Consider the following 17,510-nt stretch of genomic DNA (forward strand, 5'->3'; position numbering starts at 1 on the left):
TATAAAACCTCCTGTCAGCGACAGGCGGTTTCTCATTCGGGACTGATATTTAGAGAAGTTAATACTATGTCGATAGTTAAAACATCCCTTAACCCGCAGCGTGCAAACTGGAATGGTATTTTTGCGATGACCCTCTGCGCTTTCGTCCTGGTTGCTTCTGAATTTTTGCCGGTCAGCCTGCTCACGCCGGTTGCCAACGATTTAGACGTCACCGAAGGGCTGGCTGGGCTTGGAATCGCCATCTCCGGCGCACTGGCGGTATTGACCAGTCTGACAATTTCTGACATTGCCGCCAATATTAACCGCAAACACCTTCTGCTGGGGATGACGGTATTAATGGCCATATCGGGGATGATCATCGCGCAGGCTTCCAGCTATCTGGTCTATATGTCAGGACGTGCGCTGATTGGTATTGCCATCGGTGGATTCTGGTCTCTGTCTGCGGCAACGGCCATTCGTCTGGTGCCCTCGCATCGGGTATCCCATGCGCTGGCTATTTTTAATGGCGGCAATGCGCTGGCGACTGTCGTGGCAGCCCCCTTGGGGAGCTATCTTGGCGCAACCATCGGGTGGCGCGGCGCCTTCATCTGCATTGTCCCTGTTGCGCTGGTCGCCTTCATCTGGCAATGCTTGAGTCTGCCAGATATGCCCGGTAATAAGACAAATCAGCCTCGCGGGAGCGTTTTTAGGCTATTAAGCCGTCCTGTTGTTTTAATTGGTATGCTGGCGTGTGGTTTATTTTTTATGGGGCAGTTTACCTTATTTACCTATGTGCGCCCGTTTCTGGAAACCGTCACTCAGGTAAACCCGTCCGGCTTATCACTGATTTTGCTTATTATCGGTGTTTCAGGTTTGGTTGGGACGTTAATCGTTTCCCTCTTTCTCAACGCGCGGTTTTACCCGACGCTCATTGCCATCCCTTTTCTTATGGCCATTATCGCCGGACTGTTAATGCTAGCGGGTCACAACGTCTGGTTGGTTGCGCCGCTATTAGGGCTTTGGGGAATGCTTGCAACTGCCGCACCAACGGGATGGTGGACATGGATTGCACGGACGCTGCCGGAGAATGCCGAGGCAGGCGGCGGTCTGATGGTGGCCGTCGTACAGCTGTCGATCGCCCTGGGGTCAACGGCTGGCGGGATGGTGTTTGATCATCTGGGCTGGCTGAGCGCGTTTGGACTGAGCGGTCTGTTGCTGCTTAGTGCGGTTGTCCTGACATTGTTCACCTCTCGATCTCAATAAAACGCCGGGGTTTCACACTGCCCCGCAACTTCTCCTGAAGCCACGCCGCCATTTTCCCGCGAAGAGTAAATGCAGTTTGACGGATGACGTTTTCATTTTCTTTAACGAAATATTTATACGGAGACGATACATTTATTTAATCACGGGAATGTTTTACTTTTTTCAGTTGAGTGCCACAATAGACATACGACATAAGTAGCACGCTATTATAAAGTGCACTATGTAGTTAAGCGATAACCCTTATCATTTGTAATGACAGCACCAGGGAATACCTACACTACAACCCCAAACACATAAAATTGCCTCCGCAGAATACAGTCAGACGCGAATATAAAATGACGTATTAACAACGACATAACCGGCGCCACCCTGCGAGAGGCATCAGGAAAATCTTTATGAGAAATCAACTTATAGAACGGCCGGTGGCCGTAAAGCATAACATTCGTGAACTCAGGATCGCCGCCGGCTTCTCTCAGCAAACTGCCGCAGAGCGTTTCGATCTCAGCCTGCGGGTCTGGCAGATGAAAGAGACGGGAAAGAATCCAACCCCGCTCAGCCAGGGAGAATACGAATTGCTTTTGTTACTGGCCGGAGAGCATCCTAATTTTGCCCTTTTGTCTCAAAAGAAAAAATAAGCCGTTCTGCTCACAGGGTTCCTGAGGCTTGTAATGTTGTATTGAACCCTATCCAAAATTAAAGTCCATTTCCCGCCCTTCATCCGCGCCTCAGCAATTCCTTAGGCTGATAATGAATGATTGTTTCTCACTGATAGAGCGCGCAACGTCGCAAAGGCCCGAAAAATAAAACCATAACACCCTGAAAAACAATACTAAAAATTAATTTGGCTTTATTTTTACCTCCAGTAAATTTAGTCGTTTATTCACCTGTCAATTCCCTGATCGCCACCTATAATACAATTTTTCTGATTAAGCGGGGAGGATGAATAAACCTCTGAAGCATCCACTAAAAGATAAAAATTAGCGTATCCACACCTGCAAAGATTGATGTTAATGGATAAAAAATAACTAAAAAAATTGCCTAATGGGTCTGTCTGACCAAAAACAATCAGTACTCTTACACCAGGAAATAAGAATGAAAAACCTACTTAACCGCACCAGTTTGCCTGCTAAGTTTTTACTGCTTGGGCTGTTTTCAGCGATTCTGTTTTTTTTGCCCACGGCTTTATTCATTCAAAGCGGCAGTCAGGCTATTGATGCAAAAAAAATTGAACTCAGCGGCATTCCGGTAGAGAAAAAAATGCTGACGCTGCTTAATAAAATCCAGCGTCACCGCGCCGAAAGCGCCATTGCGATTTCTCAACATAAACCTGACAACGCGCCTCGCCTGGCGTTGGCTGAAGATGCCAGCCGGGATCTCACAACGATCATCACCGACCTCAAGCAGGTGGATAACACTGCCCAGCCGCTGACCAGTTTGGCGACGTTCAATGATGATTGGCAGCAGTTGCAAAACGATATTTTAGCCGGGAGACTGAGCCTGTCTGACAGCCTGCAGCGCCACGCCAGCCTGATTCAAAAACTGCTGATAGCGAATCAGAATGTGCTGGATTTTTATGGCTTAACGCTGGATGCCGATCTCAATACTTATCAGTTTATTATCAGTATTTTTAGTCGCTTACCTCAGCTGACCGAAACCCTCGGACAAATCAGAGCCAGTGGCGCGTCTGTGATTGCTGCGGGCAATAACGTCACCGACGCGGATCGCAGTCGTATGGCGTTTCAAATCGAAAGTGGCAAAACCGCCCTCGCACAGTTCAATAGCAATATGGAAAAAGTGTTCACTATCGAACCCAGCCTGCGTGAAATCTTTGCCCGTTCAGATCAGGATGCGAATAAGCAGGCCAATGACGCCCTGCAACTGGCGGAGCATATCTTTGTCAGTAAAAGCGTTACCGTCGCGCCCGACGAATACATTCGCGTTTTCACCCAGTCAATAAACCGTTACGCAGAGTTAGGGTCGAATAGCGCGGATAAACTGTCCCAGATGCTGGAAAGTCAGGCAACCGAAAAACGCCATGCTCAATTTTGGCTGCTGGCCGGCTTATTCAGTATCGCGTTACTCGCGGTGTATACGGCGGTTATGATTTCGCGATCGGTCACCGGACCGGTGGAATTGGCGGTTAATGCGGCAAGCAAAGTGGCTGCAGGCGATTTAACGACCTCATTTACGGTGACAGGAACGAATGAGATGTCCACGTTGTTAAACGCGTTGCTACTGATGCAGAACCGTTTGGCAGAGCTTGTATCGGGCATCAAATCCAATGCTGTCACCATCGCAACCTCTTCCGAAGAGATAGCCAGCGGTAACGGCGATCTCTCTTCTCGTACCGAACAGCAGGCGGCTTCGCTTGCTGAGACTGCCGCGAGTATGGAGCAGTTAGCGTCCATCATTAGTCATAACGCAGAAAATACCCGCTACGCGTCCACCATGGCAGAATCGGCAACCAATGCTGCCCTTCTCAGTGGGAATGCCATGGAATCCGTGATGGAAACAATGCATAAGATCCGCGGCAGTTCCGGAAAAATTGAAGAGATTACCAGCGTGATTGACGGCATCGCTTTCCAGACCAATATTCTGGCGCTGAATGCCGCGGTTGAAGCGGCGCGTGCCGGGGAATCAGGCAAAGGATTTGCGGTGGTCGCCTCTGAAGTACGCGCCCTTGCGCAACGTTCGGCTGCTGCAGCGAAAGAGATTAAAGGGTTAATTGAGCAGTCGGTTGATCATGCTCATGAGGGGATCGCTATGGCTAAGAATGCAGGAGATAGGGTCAGGCAGAGCGTGGAGGCCATTGAGCAGACCTCACAATTGATCCGCGATATTTCAACCTCATCCGCTGAGCAAAGCAGCGGTATAACGCAGATTAATATCGCCGTAAATCAAATGGATCAGGTAACCCAACAAAACGCCGTGCTGGTTGAGGAATCGGCCACCTCTGCAGATGATCTGGCACACCGTGCGGCTCACCTTCGGGACATGGTGGCCGTTTTCCGTACCGCATCCTGAGCCTCTGACCCAAAAGGGCCCGTCACCTCAGGCAACGGGCCCATTTGCGAAAAAAGACCGCTCGGTAAACAAGACGGTTTCCGTTAGTTACCGCGATAGGTCGAATAACCGTACTGGCTCAGAAGTAACGGGATATGGTAATGCCCGCCATTTTCCACATGGAACAACACCGGGATCTCAGGGAAAAACGTTGGCTTGCCCGCGCTCTTATAGTAATCGCCGGTTTTGAATACCACCTTGTAATCGCCTTCAGTCATCGGCTTATCCTGCGGAAACAGTGCAGCGATGCGCCCATGGCTATCCGTTTTGCCTGACGCCAGGTTAACCCAGTTGTCTTTTTGGCGCTGTTGGAGTTCAACTTCCACGCCCGGCGTTGGCGTACCCGTTTCCAGGTTGAGGACATGGACGCTGAGCGGATTGGCAACGGGCGCAGTTTGCGCAGCACCGGCTGTGCAGGAGGCGGCGAAAAGCGATAGAAAGACAATTTTAGGGAAAGTGTTCATGAGTTAGCTCCGTGTTGTAATTGCTAGCTATATTCAACGACATTGATAGCTCACTCAATTTTTCTCTCAAATATCTGAAATTTCCCAGATTGTCTTCCCGCGCTCTTCCCGGCCGATCACCTCCCACCTTCCCGGCCTGTACAGTTATTGTTTATCCGCGTTTAAAACGTCCTTAATGTGGTCTTCATCAACCGGATGGGGAGGGTTCCCCCACTGACCTCTGACGTAATTGACAATATCCCGCATCTGCTGTGGCTGAAGCAGGCCATGATAAGCAGGCATTTTGTAGGGAATGTTTCCCTGGGTGACCGGTGTTTCTGTGCCGAACGCGATGACCTTGATCAGATTGTCGGGCTCCTCAGCGCTGACAGACGGGTTATTCACCAATGAAGGGACATTGTCATCGGTTCCCTGCCCGGTTGTACCGTGACAGGTTGAGCAATAACGCAAATAGAGCGTCTGCCCGGAACCGCCTGCAGCGATCGCCCCGCGAGTTTGCGTTGCAGCCGCATGGGTATGTGAGGCCGGTTTTTTACCGCTGAGGCTGACCAGGTAACTGCTGATGGCATTCAGGTCATTGTTATTCAGATACTGGGTACTTTGTGTCACAACGTCGCTCATCGGGCCCGAAATAGCGGAGTGCTTGCTTCGCCCTGTTTTCAGTAAATCTTTTATTTCTTCAGCCGGAATAGCCCCATTCCTGAGCGAGGGTGCATACCAACCATCAATCATCGCACCACTCAGGAAGGTAGCATCAGAACTGTCGTACGATTTTTCCTGCATGCCAATCCCCCTTGGCGTATGGCAGGCACCACAATGGCCAGGACCTTCGACAAGGTATTTACCGCGCTGAATTACCCCGTCGTCGACTCCCGCCGGGGTGTTAACCTCTTCGTTGCTATCGGTGAACATCCAGTTCCAGATACCCAGTGGCCAACGCGGAGAGAATATCCACGGTATTTCTCCCGGACTATTTTTTTGTGCGGATGCCTTCACATCCTGTTTGAAATAGGTGTAGAGCGCGTGCATATCTTCATCGTTCATTTTGGCATATGACGGATAGGGCATCGCCGGATAAAGATAATGCCCATCACGGGCCACGCCTTTTCTGACCGCTTTTTCAAAATCCGCATAACTGTATAAACCGATTCCTTCTTTCACATCCGGCGTAATGTTGGTTGAAAAAATATCCCCTAGGGGAGTATGAAATCGTTTACCTCCCGCCATTACATCGCCGCCCTCTTTGGTATGGCATGCGACGCAGTCCGAAATACGCGCCACATACTCTCCCTCTGGAGACGCGGCGAAACTGCTGGCAGAGATAATCAATGCGCTTGTCAGGATAATTTTAATCATGGCGTTAACCCAGGTTCTTCAGTTCATTGACGGCTCGCCATGCCTGATCAATGGCTGCATGAGCATAAGCACTCCAGTCGGAGTCAGAATTGGCGATGGCGATACGCCCAATAGGCTTGCGTGCTTCTTTGATGATCTCCGGCATTTTATCCATGTCATCGAAAAGTGAACTGGCATAATAGGCGTAGCCATGGGCCCAACGGTTAACCGTGATGCCCGCAATATCCCGTTGATGATCAAATCCTGTCGAGCCGAGCATTTCCTGCAACTGCTCACGGATCATCTGTTCGTGAGTCTCGAAGGTTGTTCCTAATAACCAGGCACGTCCGCGTTGAAACTGCTCGCGGGCGGTGAGGTTACTGCCGGGATAGGTGGGAACGTAGACCATATGAATAATCATCGGGTCATCCGCATTTTGCGGGTGATGGTATTTCCCCATACTGACGGGATAATCAAGTTTGACCCGGCTGTACGGCGCGGCAGGAGAATAAAATTCATGGATCCCCAGATCGGTAAAGGATCGCCAGTTGCGGATGGCCACGTTGGTATACACCAGTGGCGCCTTAACGTTCATTCGCAAATAGGCTTTCTGTTCCTCCGGCGTTTCGGGGACGAGGAACGGAATCATCATGTTATAACCGGCCATGATGCTATTGCGACCGCGTACGCGATAAGGGTGTCCCTGATGGATATAGGTGACGATAACGCCGTTGTCGGTATTTTTCGCATTGATTACGATGCTGTTCAGGCGCAGACGCGTGCTATTTTCTTTCGTGTCCAGACGGCTGTAATCAAGCGTTGAGGTCACGGCGTCTGCCATCGACTCTCCGGGTAACGCATCCGGTATCAGATGCCTGACCAGCATCCGCGTCAGGCCTGCATTGCCATCCGGGAAATGATAGGTGTAGGGTTCTTCCAGATCGGCAAGGGATTCCTCATCCAGCGGCGGCAGATGCATTGCCTCCATGCCTGGCAAGGCACATACCCGTGCGTCACTGCAGGAAATGCCCTCAATGCCGATGGCGAAAAAATCATTGGTACGCTGCTGAAAATAGAGCAACGCCATTTTGCTCAGACCGACTTTTTCAGAGAGAAATTCGCTGTAACTGTGCTTATCCATCCACGCGAGTTTTTCGTCGACTTTCATCCCCGGCAGATAGTCTTTTGGTCTGACATGCAGTTCGATTAACGCGGCTTTGTCGGTTTCACCGAGCGGGAAATCGTTGATGAAATCTTCAATTTTACGGCCGTTCAGTCTGTCAGCGGGAATATCGTCTGATACTGCCCGTCCCGGATCGCCGCTGACTATGCGGGTTTCCCCGAAGTTCTTTTTATCGAAGAATACCCCACGACTCAGATTCAGGTCGGGATAAAAGTTTTGGTCAAAGCCCGCTTTCATTTTAACGACGCTGATGCCGACATCGGCCAGCAGTTTATTCACTTCAGGACTGAAATTATGTTTTGGCGATTGAAAGGATTCACTGCCACCGTATCCAATCAGTGTGCTTTTTCCCGCAGTAAATTCGTTGCGTTTAGCATGTCCGCCAAAATCGTCATGATTATCGAGGATCAGGATCTTTTTATCTTTGCCTGCCACCTGCTGCCAGAAACAAGCGGACGCAAGACCGCTGATGCCGCCACCCACGATCACCAGATCGTATTCTTCCTCAACCGTCAGGGAATCGAAGTCGAATTTTTGGTGCTCACGTCCGAGGGCATGCGCCATCTCAAATGAACCGGGGTGATTTCCGCGCAACCCCATCAAAGAGGGAGGATAATACTCCCCGGCTTTCTCAGCTATACCGTTTTCTTCCGCCCTGGCCAGATCCCAGGGCGTTAACCCGGCAACGACCGTCAGCGCAACACCGTTAAGAAAATCACGTCGGGTAATGGACATTTTTAACCTTTAAAGTCTGTTAATTATCGGGTGAAGCAAAATGCTTAAATGTGACCCACTCTTTTCCGCCGCGCCTGATGGAAAAGAGCGTCAAGGTGGCGTTATCACTTCGAGGATTGCAGCTCAGCATCCAGTTTTTTTGAATCGTAATAATCGCCCTGATAGGTAATTTTGCCCTTTACCACCTTAATAAAGCTGACGCCTTCAAATTTGATTTTGTTATTTGTTGCAGGACTCCCCGCCCACTCACCCGAATTGGTTCCTGTAAACGTCCACTGAAAGGCAATGGTGTCTTTGTTGTAAACGGGCTTGCTGGTCATTTTCCATTGCAGGTCGGGCACCGCATGAATAAACGCGCCAATCACCTCTTTTTCTGCCCTGTCCTTGCCGTTAACGGGTGAACCCGTTGCCGCGTCATAATAAATGACATCGTTAGCCAGATAACGCGACGCCTGCGACGCGTTGTGTCCATTCCAGGCGGCCATATAATCGTTAACCACCGATTGCGGTGACTCTTCTGCCAGTACGCTAAATGAACTCAGCACAACCGTCATTGCCGCGATTTTTAGTAATTTCATGGTGAGCCTCTAATCGTTGATGTCGCACATAATGTGTTTTATGCGGGTGTACTCATCGAGGGAATAGGACGACAGGTCCTTGCCGTAACCCGATTTTTTGAACCCTCCATGGGGCATTTCTGCACACAGCGGGATGTGGTTGTTGATCCACACCGTGCCAAACTCCAGATCGATACTGAATCGCTGCGCGCGGGCATGGCTGCTGGTCCAGATGCTGGCGGCAAGACCATATTCGACGTCATTCGCTTTATTCAGCGCATCCGCCTCGTCAGAGAAGCGCTGGATGGTCATCACCGGGCCAAAAACCTCATGCTGTATGGCTTCGTCGTGCTGTTGCAGACCGGAAATAATGGTGGGTTCAAAGTAGAAGCCAGGCCCCTGGCCCGGATGGCCGCCGGCTTCAATGGTGGCGTGTGACGGCAGGCGTTCAATAAAGCCTTTAACCTGCTCGAGCTGACTGCGACTGTTCAGCGATCCGTAAAGGGCGTCGCGGTCATCAGGCAGGCCAAATGTGATCTCCCGCGTTCGCGACACCAGTTTTTCCAGGAAATCCTGATAGGCCGAATCCTCAACGAGGATGCGGGTTGCCGCCGTGCAGTCCTGCCCCGCATTGAAAAATCCGGCGGTGGTGATGATGTCCACGGCTTTGTTCATATCGGCGTCGGCAAACACGATCACCGGCGCTTTGCCACCCAGCTCAAGGTGGGATTTAGTGAGGTTGGCGGCGGCAGACGCAGCGACCTGCAGGCCAGCCCGCACCGAGCCGGTGATCGACACCAGTGAGGCGACAGGATTCGACACCACCAGCGATCCGGTATTGGCTTTTCCCAGCACCACGTTAAAGGCGCCCGCTGGGAAGAATGGCGCCGCTAATTCCGCCAGCAAAAGTGTGCTGATGGGCGTGGTATCACTTGGCTTCAACACCACCGTATTCCCTGCCGCTAATGCCGGGGCGATCTTCCAGACCGCCATCATAAAGGGGTAATTCCATGGCGTGACCTGCCCGACAATCCCCAGCGGCTCGCGGCGGATCACCGAGGTGAATCCCTCTGCGTATTCGCCGGCGGCTTTACCTTCCAGGCAACGCGCGGCGCCGGCAAAAAAGCGGATGGCATCGCATGACGCTGCGATCTCTTCTTTCTCAATAAAATGCCTGAGCTGTCCTGTTTCTTTACTCTGCAACTCGGCCAGTCGCGTCACGTTTCGTTCAATTTCATCTGCCAGACCAAGCAGCGCCTTTTGCCGCTGGGCAGGCGTGGACTTTTTCCACACCGCAAACGCCTCTTCAGCCGCAGCATAGGCAAGATCCACCTCCGCCGTTCCCCCGTCTGGTGAAATGGCATAGGTTTCACCATCAACCGGACTGATCAGCTCAAAAAAATCCTCCCGCTGATTCGGGACATACTGTCCGTTGATAAAGTGCTGTAAGATTTGCATCGCATTCTCCACGTCGGTTAATACATATAAGATATTATGTAATATATATTGGCGTGGTTTTTTTCAATGACTCTCTCCTGACAACATGAAGCGCCTCGCATTTTTAACAAAATGATTACAATATTGCCCTTCCCTCTGGCATTTTGGGGGAAACCCGATGCAGTGAATTGGCATCAGGCCTGCGGTAAATAACGGATTTCACACCCCATTTCTGCGGTATGCCTGGCAAAAGACGCCCCTATTTACTGCTTCCTTGCCAGGGTGGTTTATGTTAAGTATGGCGGCCTGCATAAGGGATTTTCAGAGAAGATTATGATTACTCACGCGGTAATTTTCGCACCGATAGGACAGGCCAGCCGTTCTGATCAGATTGTTCAGCGGCTCTCCAATGCCATTGTTACCGGACTGTTAGAACCGCACGAACAGCTGCCGAATGAAACGGATTTGGCAAAGATGATGGGCGTGTCGCACATTACCATCCGGGAAGCGCTAAATACCCTGCGGGCTAATGAACTGATACACACCGTCCGGGGCCGAAATGGCGGCAGTTTTGTCTGTGAAAATGTTCTGCATTCTGGCAGGAACCTCCACCCTTTCAGGGGCATCAGTACCGATTATCTTTCCGATCTGGGAGAGATGCACAGTGCTGTTATCAGCCACAGCGCCAGGCTGGCCTCACGTAGGATGACCGACGTAGATTTGCAGCGACTGCGTGAATTTACGGCATTGCTGGCCTCGGCAGAAAGCCCGGAACAGCGAACGCAGGCCGACATGCGTTGCCTGCTTGCCATCGCGGCAAGTTCACAATCTGCCAGGCTGGCAAATCAGGAACTGCAACTGCAGGCCGAATGGGCGTCGTTGATTGCGGTGCTTTATCGCTCTGATGACGTGCATCGTGAGGTAACCGGGCTTTATGCCACGCTTACCGATGCCCTGGCCTCGCATTCAGAACAGGCAACCGTTCAAGCCGCTTCGCAGCTGATTGATACCTTCACCGTCTATTTATTAGAAAAGAAAATGAATTACCCTTCTGAAAAATAACCCGTATAGGCAATGTCGAAAATGAATTATTCAGAGCACATTCATGCGCTAACCCTCAAAATTGACGACATCTTTCAGTCATCTGTCGACAGTACCGGTTTATTAGCTGAGAAGATCGCCCATTGCCTTTCCGCTCATCCGCAACCGGGGCCCGAAGCATTGCTGGAAACAGGCGTAAAAGCGGCCATTCAACCGATCATCAAACTGACGCTGGATGAAAACCCCTACTGCTCGGGCGCTGGCGTTGCCAGCCACATTGAAAGCACCGCCTCAGTGGGCGAATACTGGGTGCTGGAATGGTGGTATAAAAAAGATAACGGCTTAAAACAGGTCAGTCTGGACCTCGATCAGTCTACCCAGCAACGGCTGGATTTCCGCACCTTTGCCTGGTTCCAAACCCCGATCGCCGAAGGTAAACCCTATATCCATGGCCCTTACGTTGACTATATCTGCAATACCTCGCTGACGCTGACCGTTGCGGTACCCGTTCGGGTTGCAGGAAACGTTTTGGGGGTTGCCGCGCTGGATATTCTGGTGAGTCGGATTGAGGAAGAACTGCTGCCGTTGTGTGCGAACGAAAAAGTCGTCCTGACTAACCTTGAAGGCCGCATCATTTTTTCGTCAAATCCCCGGCTGCGCATTGGCGAACTGTTTAAGGGTGAAGCGCAACAACGGGCTTACCAAAACAGCTATGCGGTACTGTACTGGCTGTAATCCTGCACGACGTGCAAACGCATTGCGCCGCGCCAAACGAGTCACCCTCCCACGTCATGCAGTGCAAAAAAACCGTAGCGTCAGGCTACGGTTTTAGTCGCACGTCTTATAAGAACATCAGCCCGGCAGCCCTCAGAACTCCTCTTTTGCTCTGAGCTTGCTGGCATATTCGATAGCATCGTTTTCCGGCGCGCTTGAACGACCGAACGGGTTTGCGACAGTCATATAAACCAGCCCGGTCAGCAGCACGACTGCGAGTCCAATCAACACCGTCCAGCGGTCCAGGAAGCCCGCGCTATCAGCAGGCTGCGCCAGCAGCCAGATGCCGCAGAGACCATAAAGTAAGGCGAAGACATTCACCAGGATGCCCCATGCACCCAACGACCATTCCCCTGCTGGCTTCCAGCCTTTCAGGCGCTGACGTAACGCGGCAAGCACCACCAGTTGGAAAGAGATGTAAATGCCAATCACGGCAAAAGCGGTGATCCGCGAGAGGTTATCCGGCTGGAAATAGACCCAGACGCAGATGATCACCGGCAGAATGCAACTGACCAGCATGGCATTGTCCGGCACGCTATTTTTAGAGATTCTGGACATCCACTGACTGCCCGGCAGCATTTTATCGCGTGAGAAAGAGAAGATAAGACGGCTCAGCGCAGCCTGAAGCGAAAGAATACACGACAGCATGGCGATGATGGCGATGACGATGAAAACGGTGGCGCCGGTGCTGCCCAATGCTTCATTAAGGATCACCGGGATAGGATCGGCGGTTTTACCGGAGACAATGCTGGCCAGATCGGGTGAAGACAGCAAATATCCCATGACGGAAATTACGGCCGAAATTGCGCCGAATATAATACTCAGGATCATCGCTACCGGGATCTGCTTGCCGGGGTTCTTAACCTCTTCCGCCACATTGCCGCAGGCTTCGAAACCGAAAAACATAAACAGGCCCATCAGCGACGCCGACATAAATGCGGTGGTATAGCTGCCGTCCTTTGCCAACATGCCCATTGAATCAAACACCACAGAGAACGGCTGCGACCGGTGGAAGATCAACAGATAAATCCCCAGCGCGATAACGCTGACGATTTCACACCAAAAACCTATTTTTGCCACCCGCGCCAGGTTCTTCGTCCCCGACATGTTGACGCCCATCATCATCAATAACAGCACCACTGAGGTCATCAGCAAATTGAGCGGTGACTGAACAAAGTGAAATAGCGACGCCACGAAGGTCGAGGTGTATTCCGCAATTGAGGTGATGGTCACCACCAGCGCCCACAGGTAGATCCAGGCAGTAATCCAGGCAAACTTTTTGCCCCACAGCCGTCTCGCCCACGGGTAAAGGCCTCCGGTGATCGGATATTGCGATGCCACTTCACCAAATACTAAGGCAACCAGTAGCTGACCACAGGCAACAATCAGGATCCACCACACTGCGGGCGGCCCGGCTAAGGTAATGGCCAGTGCAAAGAGCGAGTACACGGCGGTTAAAGGAGAAAGGTAGGTAAAACCGAGCGCAAAGTTGGAAATCAGACCGATTGACCGGTTGAACTGCTCTTTGCTTTCAGGTTGATGGTTATGGCTATTTTTTTCAGATGTCTGTTCCATATGTCGCTCTCTGTTGGGGCATAATCGCAGGCGATAGTGACTAATTTATAAAACATAATAAGTTATATGTATATTGCGTATGTCACACTTTTGTTAATGGCTTGCTAAGGAAAGCGGGATAAAAAAAACCGACGAGTAATAACACTCGTCGGCGCTCGTGTGAGCGAAGTATTCCGGCACAGGGAATGAGGAAGCGTTAGTCCTTCAGCTTTTTATCACCGATTTAAGGATTTCGAGGGCGGCATCAAACTGGTCGTCGGGAATGGTCAAGGGATAAAGGAAGCGGATCACATTGCCATATTGACCACAGGTGAGTAGCAGCAGCCCCTGTTCCAGCGCGCGTTTCTGGATCTGCTGGGCAAAGGTTGCTGAAGGCGCACCCGTCTCCGCATCACAAAATTCCGCCGCAATCATCGAACCCAGGCCGCGCACCTGCACCAGTTCCGCACAGGACTCTTTGCATTCCACCAGCGCAACACGTAAACGGTCGCCAAGAACGTCCGCACGCTGGCAGAGTTTTTCATCGTCAATAACATCCAGCACCGCATGGGCAGCAGCAACCGCCAGTGGGTTGCCGGCATAGGTGCCGCCTAATCCGCCCGGTGACGGCGCATCCATTATTTCTGCCTTACCCACCACACCTGACAGCGGCATCCCTCCCGCCAGGCTCTTGGCCATGGTCATCAGGTCTGGCTGATGGGCATAATGATCCATGGCGAAGAGTTTCCCGGTGCGGGCAAAACCGCTCTGCACTTCATCGGCAATCATCACGATGCCGTGCTCATCACAAAGATGACGAATGGCGGCGATAAGCTCAGCAGGCGCGACATTAAATCCGCCTTCACCCTGTACCGGCTCAAATATAATGGCGGCCACCTGGCTGGGATCAATATCCGCTTTAAACAGACGTTCAATGGCGATCAAAGCATCGGCTGTTGAAATGTTTTGCAGCTCGGAAGGATACGGCACGTGGTAAACGGATCCGGGGAATGGGCCAAACCCTTTTTTATAGGGCGCCACTTTACCGGTCAGGGCCATCGTCATGTAGGTGCGACCGTGGAAACCGCCGCTAAAGGCGATAACGCCCGGACGCCCGGTATGCGCGCGTGCAATCTTAATGGCGTTTTCCACCGCTTCCGCTCCGGTTGAGAAGAAGGCGGTTTTCAGTGGGCCGGGGATCGGCACGGCAGCATTAATTTTCTCAGCCAGCGAAACGTAGCTCTCGTAAGGCACAATTTGATAGGCGGTATGGGTGAAGGCTTGCAGCTGCTGCTCCATCGCCTTCACCAGCCGGGGATGCCGATGGCCGGTGTTCAGAACCGCAATGCCCGCCGCAAAATCGATATAGGTCTTCCCTTCGACGTCGGTGATCGTGCTGTTTTCAGCCGACGCAGCGTAAAAATCACACATGACGCCAACACCGCGCGGAGTGGCACTCAGACGACGCTGCTGCAGCTCGTTATTGTTCATAGTCATTGCCTCATCTCTTTACAAAGTGTTTGTAATACCAGAGACAATCTGTCAGCGTTTGGTACCTTAAACGAGAGCCAGACTGTTTTATTTATAGGATCCAAATGCGTTCACTTGCTGGAGATGTGATCAGACAGGCATTTTTTCACCGTGTGGAAGAAAAACTGCATAAGCGACTCTATTCGGCGATCTCTGAGTCGATTCTGAATGGCAACCTCAACCCCGCTGCCCGCATGCCGCCGACGCGCGATCTGGCAAACGAACTTGAGATCTCCCGCAATACCGTGCTGCGGGTGTATGAGCAATTGCAGGCCGAAGGGTATATTTCTACCCAGCAAAGCAATGGAACGTTCGTCACCCACAGCGTACTGGATAATCTGGATGCCCGGCCCCAGGCGTCGGTCAATGCCGAACACCCCGTGGCAGAAGATCGTTCGGTGCTTTCAGACCGATGCCTGCAGTTGCTGCATCATGCCAGCGCAAGTCCCAGCCAGTGGGGGCCTTTTCTTCCCGGCGTACCGGACGTCATTCATTTTCCTCATCGGGTGATGAAGAAGTTCCAGGATCGTCAGGTACGTCATCCCCTTCCGCAGCACCTGACCTACGATTCCACCGGCGGCGCGGAGGTGCTGAAGGTGGCCCTGACCGACTATCTGCGGACGGCGCGTGGGGTGCAATGTACGCCCGATCAGATCCTCATCACCCAAGGTATTCATCAGGCGCTGGACCTGGTGACGCGTTCGTTGTGCAATCCCGGTGACAGCGCATGGACCGAGGAGCCGGGGTATTGGGGAATAAAGAATATCCTGCGCATCAACGACGTCGGCATTACGCCGATGTCGGTGGATGAACAGGGTCTTATTCCCGAGCAGAAGGTGGGTGCCTCGCCCAAGCTTATCTTCGTCACCCCGTCTCATCAGTATCCTTTGGGGTCGGTGATGAGCCTGAGTCGCAGACAGCACCTGTTGTCGATCGCCCGGACCTCAGGGAGTTGGATCGTTGAAGATGATTATGACAGTGAGTTCCGTTTTTCCGGCCAGCCCGTTCCCTCCTTGCAGGGACTTGAAGAGAACAGTCCGGTTATCTATATCGGCACCTTCAGTAAAACCCTTTATCCGGCACTGCGGCTCGGCTATGTGGTGTTGCCCAAAACGCTCTCAGCACCGCTTAAAAAGATGCACAGTGAACTGTATCGCGGTGGACACCTGCAGGTTCAGGCGGCGCTGGCCGAATTTATTGGTGAAGGATATTACGCGGCGCATATTCGCAAGATGCGCCAGCTCTATGGACGCCGCAGGCAGATTCTGGTCGATTTGATTACCCGCGTTATGGGGATCGATGCCCTGGGGCTGTACAACAGTAACGCCGGTCTTCATCTGATTTTGCAACTGCCCATTGATAGCGATGATGCTGACATTGCACGGCAAGCCAACAACAGTGGCCTGCTGGTGCGGCCCTTATCGCGCTATTTTGTCGGCACGGTGACATCAAGGGGATTACTGCTGGGATTTGCTCATATGGATGAGCAAGAGCTTGAACCTGCTTTCCTAAAGTTGGCTGCCATCATAAAAGCCAGCCTGGCGGACTGAATCCTGTCATTGTCAGAAGGCATAAACGCACAACAGGCATTATGCTGTTAGCATCTCAGCAGCACTCCCCGGAACAATATGATAATCAACAGCATGGTTTACCGGCCTGGCCGGCAGGATGAAGTCGTGGACATGGAAGATATTAGCGAGGTGATCAAAGAGCCTGACGCCTTTGTCTGGCTGGGTCTTTACCAGCCCGAGCCCGATTTTATGTATAAGGTGCAGGAAGAGTTCGGCCTGCATGAGCTGGCAGTCGAAGACGCCCTGACTGCCCATCAGCGCCCTAAGATCGAGCAGTACGGCGACTCCCTGTTTATCGTAGTGAAAACGGTGAAGGAGCATGAAGGTGACTTCAGCTTTGGCGAAACGCATCTCTTTGCCGGTAAAAACTTTCTGATTACCATCCGCCACGGCGCGTCTGAAAGCTATGCCCCGGTCCGCGCCCGCGCCGCGCAGAATCCGGAGATGCTGTCGCATGGTCCGGGCTATCCGCTGTATTGCATCCTCGATTTCATTACCGATCGTTATTCCGAACTGACTGCCGCGCTGGGCGAAAAAATCAGCGATATGGAAGAATCAATGTTCCGCAGCGATTTTGATCGGGACGCGGTGCAGGTTGTTTACAGCATGCGACGTCATCTGCTGGCACTGAAGAATGCCGCCGCGCCGGTTGAGGAAATCTGCACCCAGCTGATCCGCATTCATGAACACATCATTCCCAAACCGCTGCGGGCCTATATTCGTGACGTGCAGGATCATGCCAGCCATGTGGTGGCGGATACCGATGACATGCGGGAAATGCTGACCAGCGCCATGCATGTGAATCTGGCGCTGGTGACGGTTCAGCAGAATGAGGTGGTGAAAAAGCTGGCCGGTTGGGGTGCCATTTTGGTGGTTCCAACGGTGGTATTCAGCATGTACGGCATGAATTTTACCCATATGCCGGAACTGCAGGCGCGCTATGGCTATCCGGCAACGCTGGTCGGCACGCTGTTATTGTGCGTGCTGATGTGGCGGAAGCTCAGAAAGTCCAAATGGATTTAAC

14 protein-coding genes are annotated in these 17,510 nt (G+C 52.0%); 7 read left to right on the top strand and 7 right to left on the bottom strand.

Annotated elements, in window-relative coordinates; translation table 11 throughout:
• Window positions 1-66: 66 nt before the first annotated feature.
• From E2F51_RS18810 to E2F51_RS18820, 3 genes are all read left to right on the top strand, one after another.
• On the top strand, window positions 67-1,242 hold the full coding sequence (locus E2F51_RS18810) for an MFS transporter (protein WP_134824240.1): 1,176 nt from the start codon (window positions 67-69) through the stop codon (window positions 1,240-1,242).
• A 395-nt stretch (window positions 1,243-1,637) separates the two neighbouring features.
• Window positions 1,638-1,877, top strand: coding sequence for a hypothetical protein (locus tag E2F51_RS18815; protein ID WP_013202343.1), 240 nt, complete (start codon window positions 1,638-1,640; stop codon window positions 1,875-1,877).
• A 457-nt stretch (window positions 1,878-2,334) separates the two neighbouring features.
• Window positions 2,335-4,266 (top strand): methyl-accepting chemotaxis protein, encoded by a 1,932-nt coding sequence (locus E2F51_RS18820; RefSeq protein WP_134824915.1) that lies wholly within the window; start codon window positions 2,335-2,337, stop codon window positions 4,264-4,266.
• 83 nt (window positions 4,267-4,349) lie between these two features.
• Here the strand turns inward: E2F51_RS18820 and uraH are convergent, their stop codons facing one another.
• From uraH to E2F51_RS18845, 5 genes are all read right to left on the bottom strand, one after another.
• Entirely contained in the window at window positions 4,350-4,769 is a 420-nt protein-coding gene (gene uraH / locus E2F51_RS18825; protein ID WP_134824241.1) for a hydroxyisourate hydrolase, read from the bottom strand.
• A 144-nt stretch (window positions 4,770-4,913) separates the two neighbouring features.
• Window positions 4,914-6,125 carry a cytochrome c gene (locus E2F51_RS18830; RefSeq protein WP_134824242.1) on the bottom strand — a complete coding sequence of 404 codons (1,212 nt, stop codon included), beginning with the start codon at window positions 6,123-6,125 and terminating at the stop codon, window positions 4,914-4,916.
• A 4-nt stretch (window positions 6,126-6,129) separates the two neighbouring features.
• Window positions 6,130-8,022, bottom strand: a complete 1,893-nt coding sequence (locus E2F51_RS18835; RefSeq protein WP_134824243.1) for an FAD/NAD(P)-binding protein — start codon at window positions 8,020-8,022, stop codon at window positions 6,130-6,132.
• A 104-nt stretch (window positions 8,023-8,126) separates the two neighbouring features.
• Window positions 8,127-8,600, bottom strand: coding sequence for an ester cyclase (locus E2F51_RS18840; protein WP_013202348.1), 474 nt, complete (start codon window positions 8,598-8,600; stop codon window positions 8,127-8,129).
• A 9-nt stretch (window positions 8,601-8,609) separates the two neighbouring features.
• Complete coding sequence (locus E2F51_RS18845; RefSeq protein WP_134824244.1) at window positions 8,610-10,037, bottom strand: gamma-aminobutyraldehyde dehydrogenase; 1,428 nt, start codon at window positions 10,035-10,037, stop codon at window positions 8,610-8,612.
• Window positions 10,038-10,349: 312 nt separating this feature from the next.
• Here E2F51_RS18845 and E2F51_RS18850 point away from each other — a divergent pair, with 312 nt between their 5' ends.
• Window positions 10,350-11,078 (top strand): FadR/GntR family transcriptional regulator, encoded by a 729-nt coding sequence (locus E2F51_RS18850; protein WP_134824245.1) that lies wholly within the window; start codon window positions 10,350-10,352, stop codon window positions 11,076-11,078.
• 21 nt (window positions 11,079-11,099) lie between these two features.
• Complete coding sequence (locus tag E2F51_RS18855) at window positions 11,100-11,792, top strand: cache domain-containing protein (RefSeq protein ID WP_245174133.1); 693 nt, start codon at window positions 11,100-11,102, stop codon at window positions 11,790-11,792.
• A 132-nt stretch (window positions 11,793-11,924) separates the two neighbouring features.
• On the opposite strand, the gene E2F51_RS18860 is transcribed toward E2F51_RS18855, so the two are convergent.
• Window positions 11,925-13,406, bottom strand: a complete 1,482-nt coding sequence (locus E2F51_RS18860) for an APC family permease (RefSeq protein ID WP_134824247.1) — start codon at window positions 13,404-13,406, stop codon at window positions 11,925-11,927.
• A gap of 204 nt (window positions 13,407-13,610) precedes the next feature.
• On the bottom strand, window positions 13,611-14,876 hold the full coding sequence (gene puuE, locus E2F51_RS18865) for a 4-aminobutyrate transaminase (RefSeq protein WP_134824916.1): 1,266 nt from the start codon (window positions 14,874-14,876) through the stop codon (window positions 13,611-13,613).
• A gap of 104 nt (window positions 14,877-14,980) precedes the next feature.
• Here puuE and E2F51_RS18870 point away from each other — a divergent pair, with 104 nt between their 5' ends.
• Together E2F51_RS18870 and E2F51_RS18875 are read left to right on the top strand one after the other, a co-directional pair.
• Complete coding sequence (locus tag E2F51_RS18870; protein ID WP_134824248.1) at window positions 14,981-16,465, top strand: PLP-dependent aminotransferase family protein; 1,485 nt, start codon at window positions 14,981-14,983, stop codon at window positions 16,463-16,465.
• A gap of 78 nt (window positions 16,466-16,543) precedes the next feature.
• A complete protein-coding gene (locus E2F51_RS18875; protein WP_013202355.1) occupies window positions 16,544-17,509 on the top strand; it encodes a magnesium and cobalt transport protein CorA in 966 nt (321 codons plus the stop codon).
• Window position 17,510: the final 1 nt, after the last annotated feature.

This window comes from Erwinia sp. QL-Z3, from assembly GCF_004551645.1.
GTDB classification, from domain to species: Bacteria; Pseudomonadota; Gammaproteobacteria; order Enterobacterales; family Enterobacteriaceae; genus Erwinia; species Erwinia billingiae.

What these genes read in the sequence shown, in the direction of transcription:
- puuE (WP_134824916.1), bottom strand. Translation starts at nt 14,876, where the DNA reads ATGAACAATAACGAGCTGCAGCAGCGTCGTCTGAGTGCCACTCCGCGC.
- E2F51_RS18820 (WP_134824915.1), top strand. Translation starts at nt 2,335, where the DNA reads ATGAAAAACCTACTTAACCGCACCAGTTTGCCTGCTAAGTTTTTACTG.
- E2F51_RS18875 (WP_013202355.1), top strand. Translation starts at nt 16,544, where the DNA reads ATGATAATCAACAGCATGGTTTACCGGCCTGGCCGGCAGGATGAAGTC.
- E2F51_RS18870 (WP_134824248.1), top strand. Translation starts at nt 14,981, where the DNA reads ATGCGTTCACTTGCTGGAGATGTGATCAGACAGGCATTTTTTCACCGT.
- E2F51_RS18835 (WP_134824243.1), bottom strand. Translation starts at nt 8,022, where the DNA reads ATGTCCATTACCCGACGTGATTTTCTTAACGGTGTTGCGCTGACGGTC.
- E2F51_RS18860 (WP_134824247.1), bottom strand. Translation starts at nt 13,406, where the DNA reads ATGGAACAGACATCTGAAAAAAATAGCCATAACCATCAACCTGAAAGC.
- E2F51_RS18845 (WP_134824244.1), bottom strand. Translation starts at nt 10,037, where the DNA reads ATGCAAATCTTACAGCACTTTATCAACGGACAGTATGTCCCGAATCAG.
- E2F51_RS18830 (WP_134824242.1), bottom strand. Translation starts at nt 6,125, where the DNA reads ATGATTAAAATTATCCTGACAAGCGCATTGATTATCTCTGCCAGCAGT.
- E2F51_RS18810 (WP_134824240.1), top strand. Translation starts at nt 67, where the DNA reads ATGTCGATAGTTAAAACATCCCTTAACCCGCAGCGTGCAAACTGGAAT.
- E2F51_RS18840 (WP_013202348.1), bottom strand. Translation starts at nt 8,600, where the DNA reads ATGAAATTACTAAAAATCGCGGCAATGACGGTTGTGCTGAGTTCATTT.
- E2F51_RS18855 (WP_245174133.1), top strand. Translation starts at nt 11,100, where the DNA reads ATGAATTATTCAGAGCACATTCATGCGCTAACCCTCAAAATTGACGAC.
- E2F51_RS18815 (WP_013202343.1), top strand. Translation starts at nt 1,638, where the DNA reads ATGAGAAATCAACTTATAGAACGGCCGGTGGCCGTAAAGCATAACATT.
- uraH (WP_134824241.1), bottom strand. Translation starts at nt 4,769, where the DNA reads ATGAACACTTTCCCTAAAATTGTCTTTCTATCGCTTTTCGCCGCCTCC.
- E2F51_RS18850 (WP_134824245.1), top strand. Translation starts at nt 10,350, where the DNA reads ATGATTACTCACGCGGTAATTTTCGCACCGATAGGACAGGCCAGCCGT.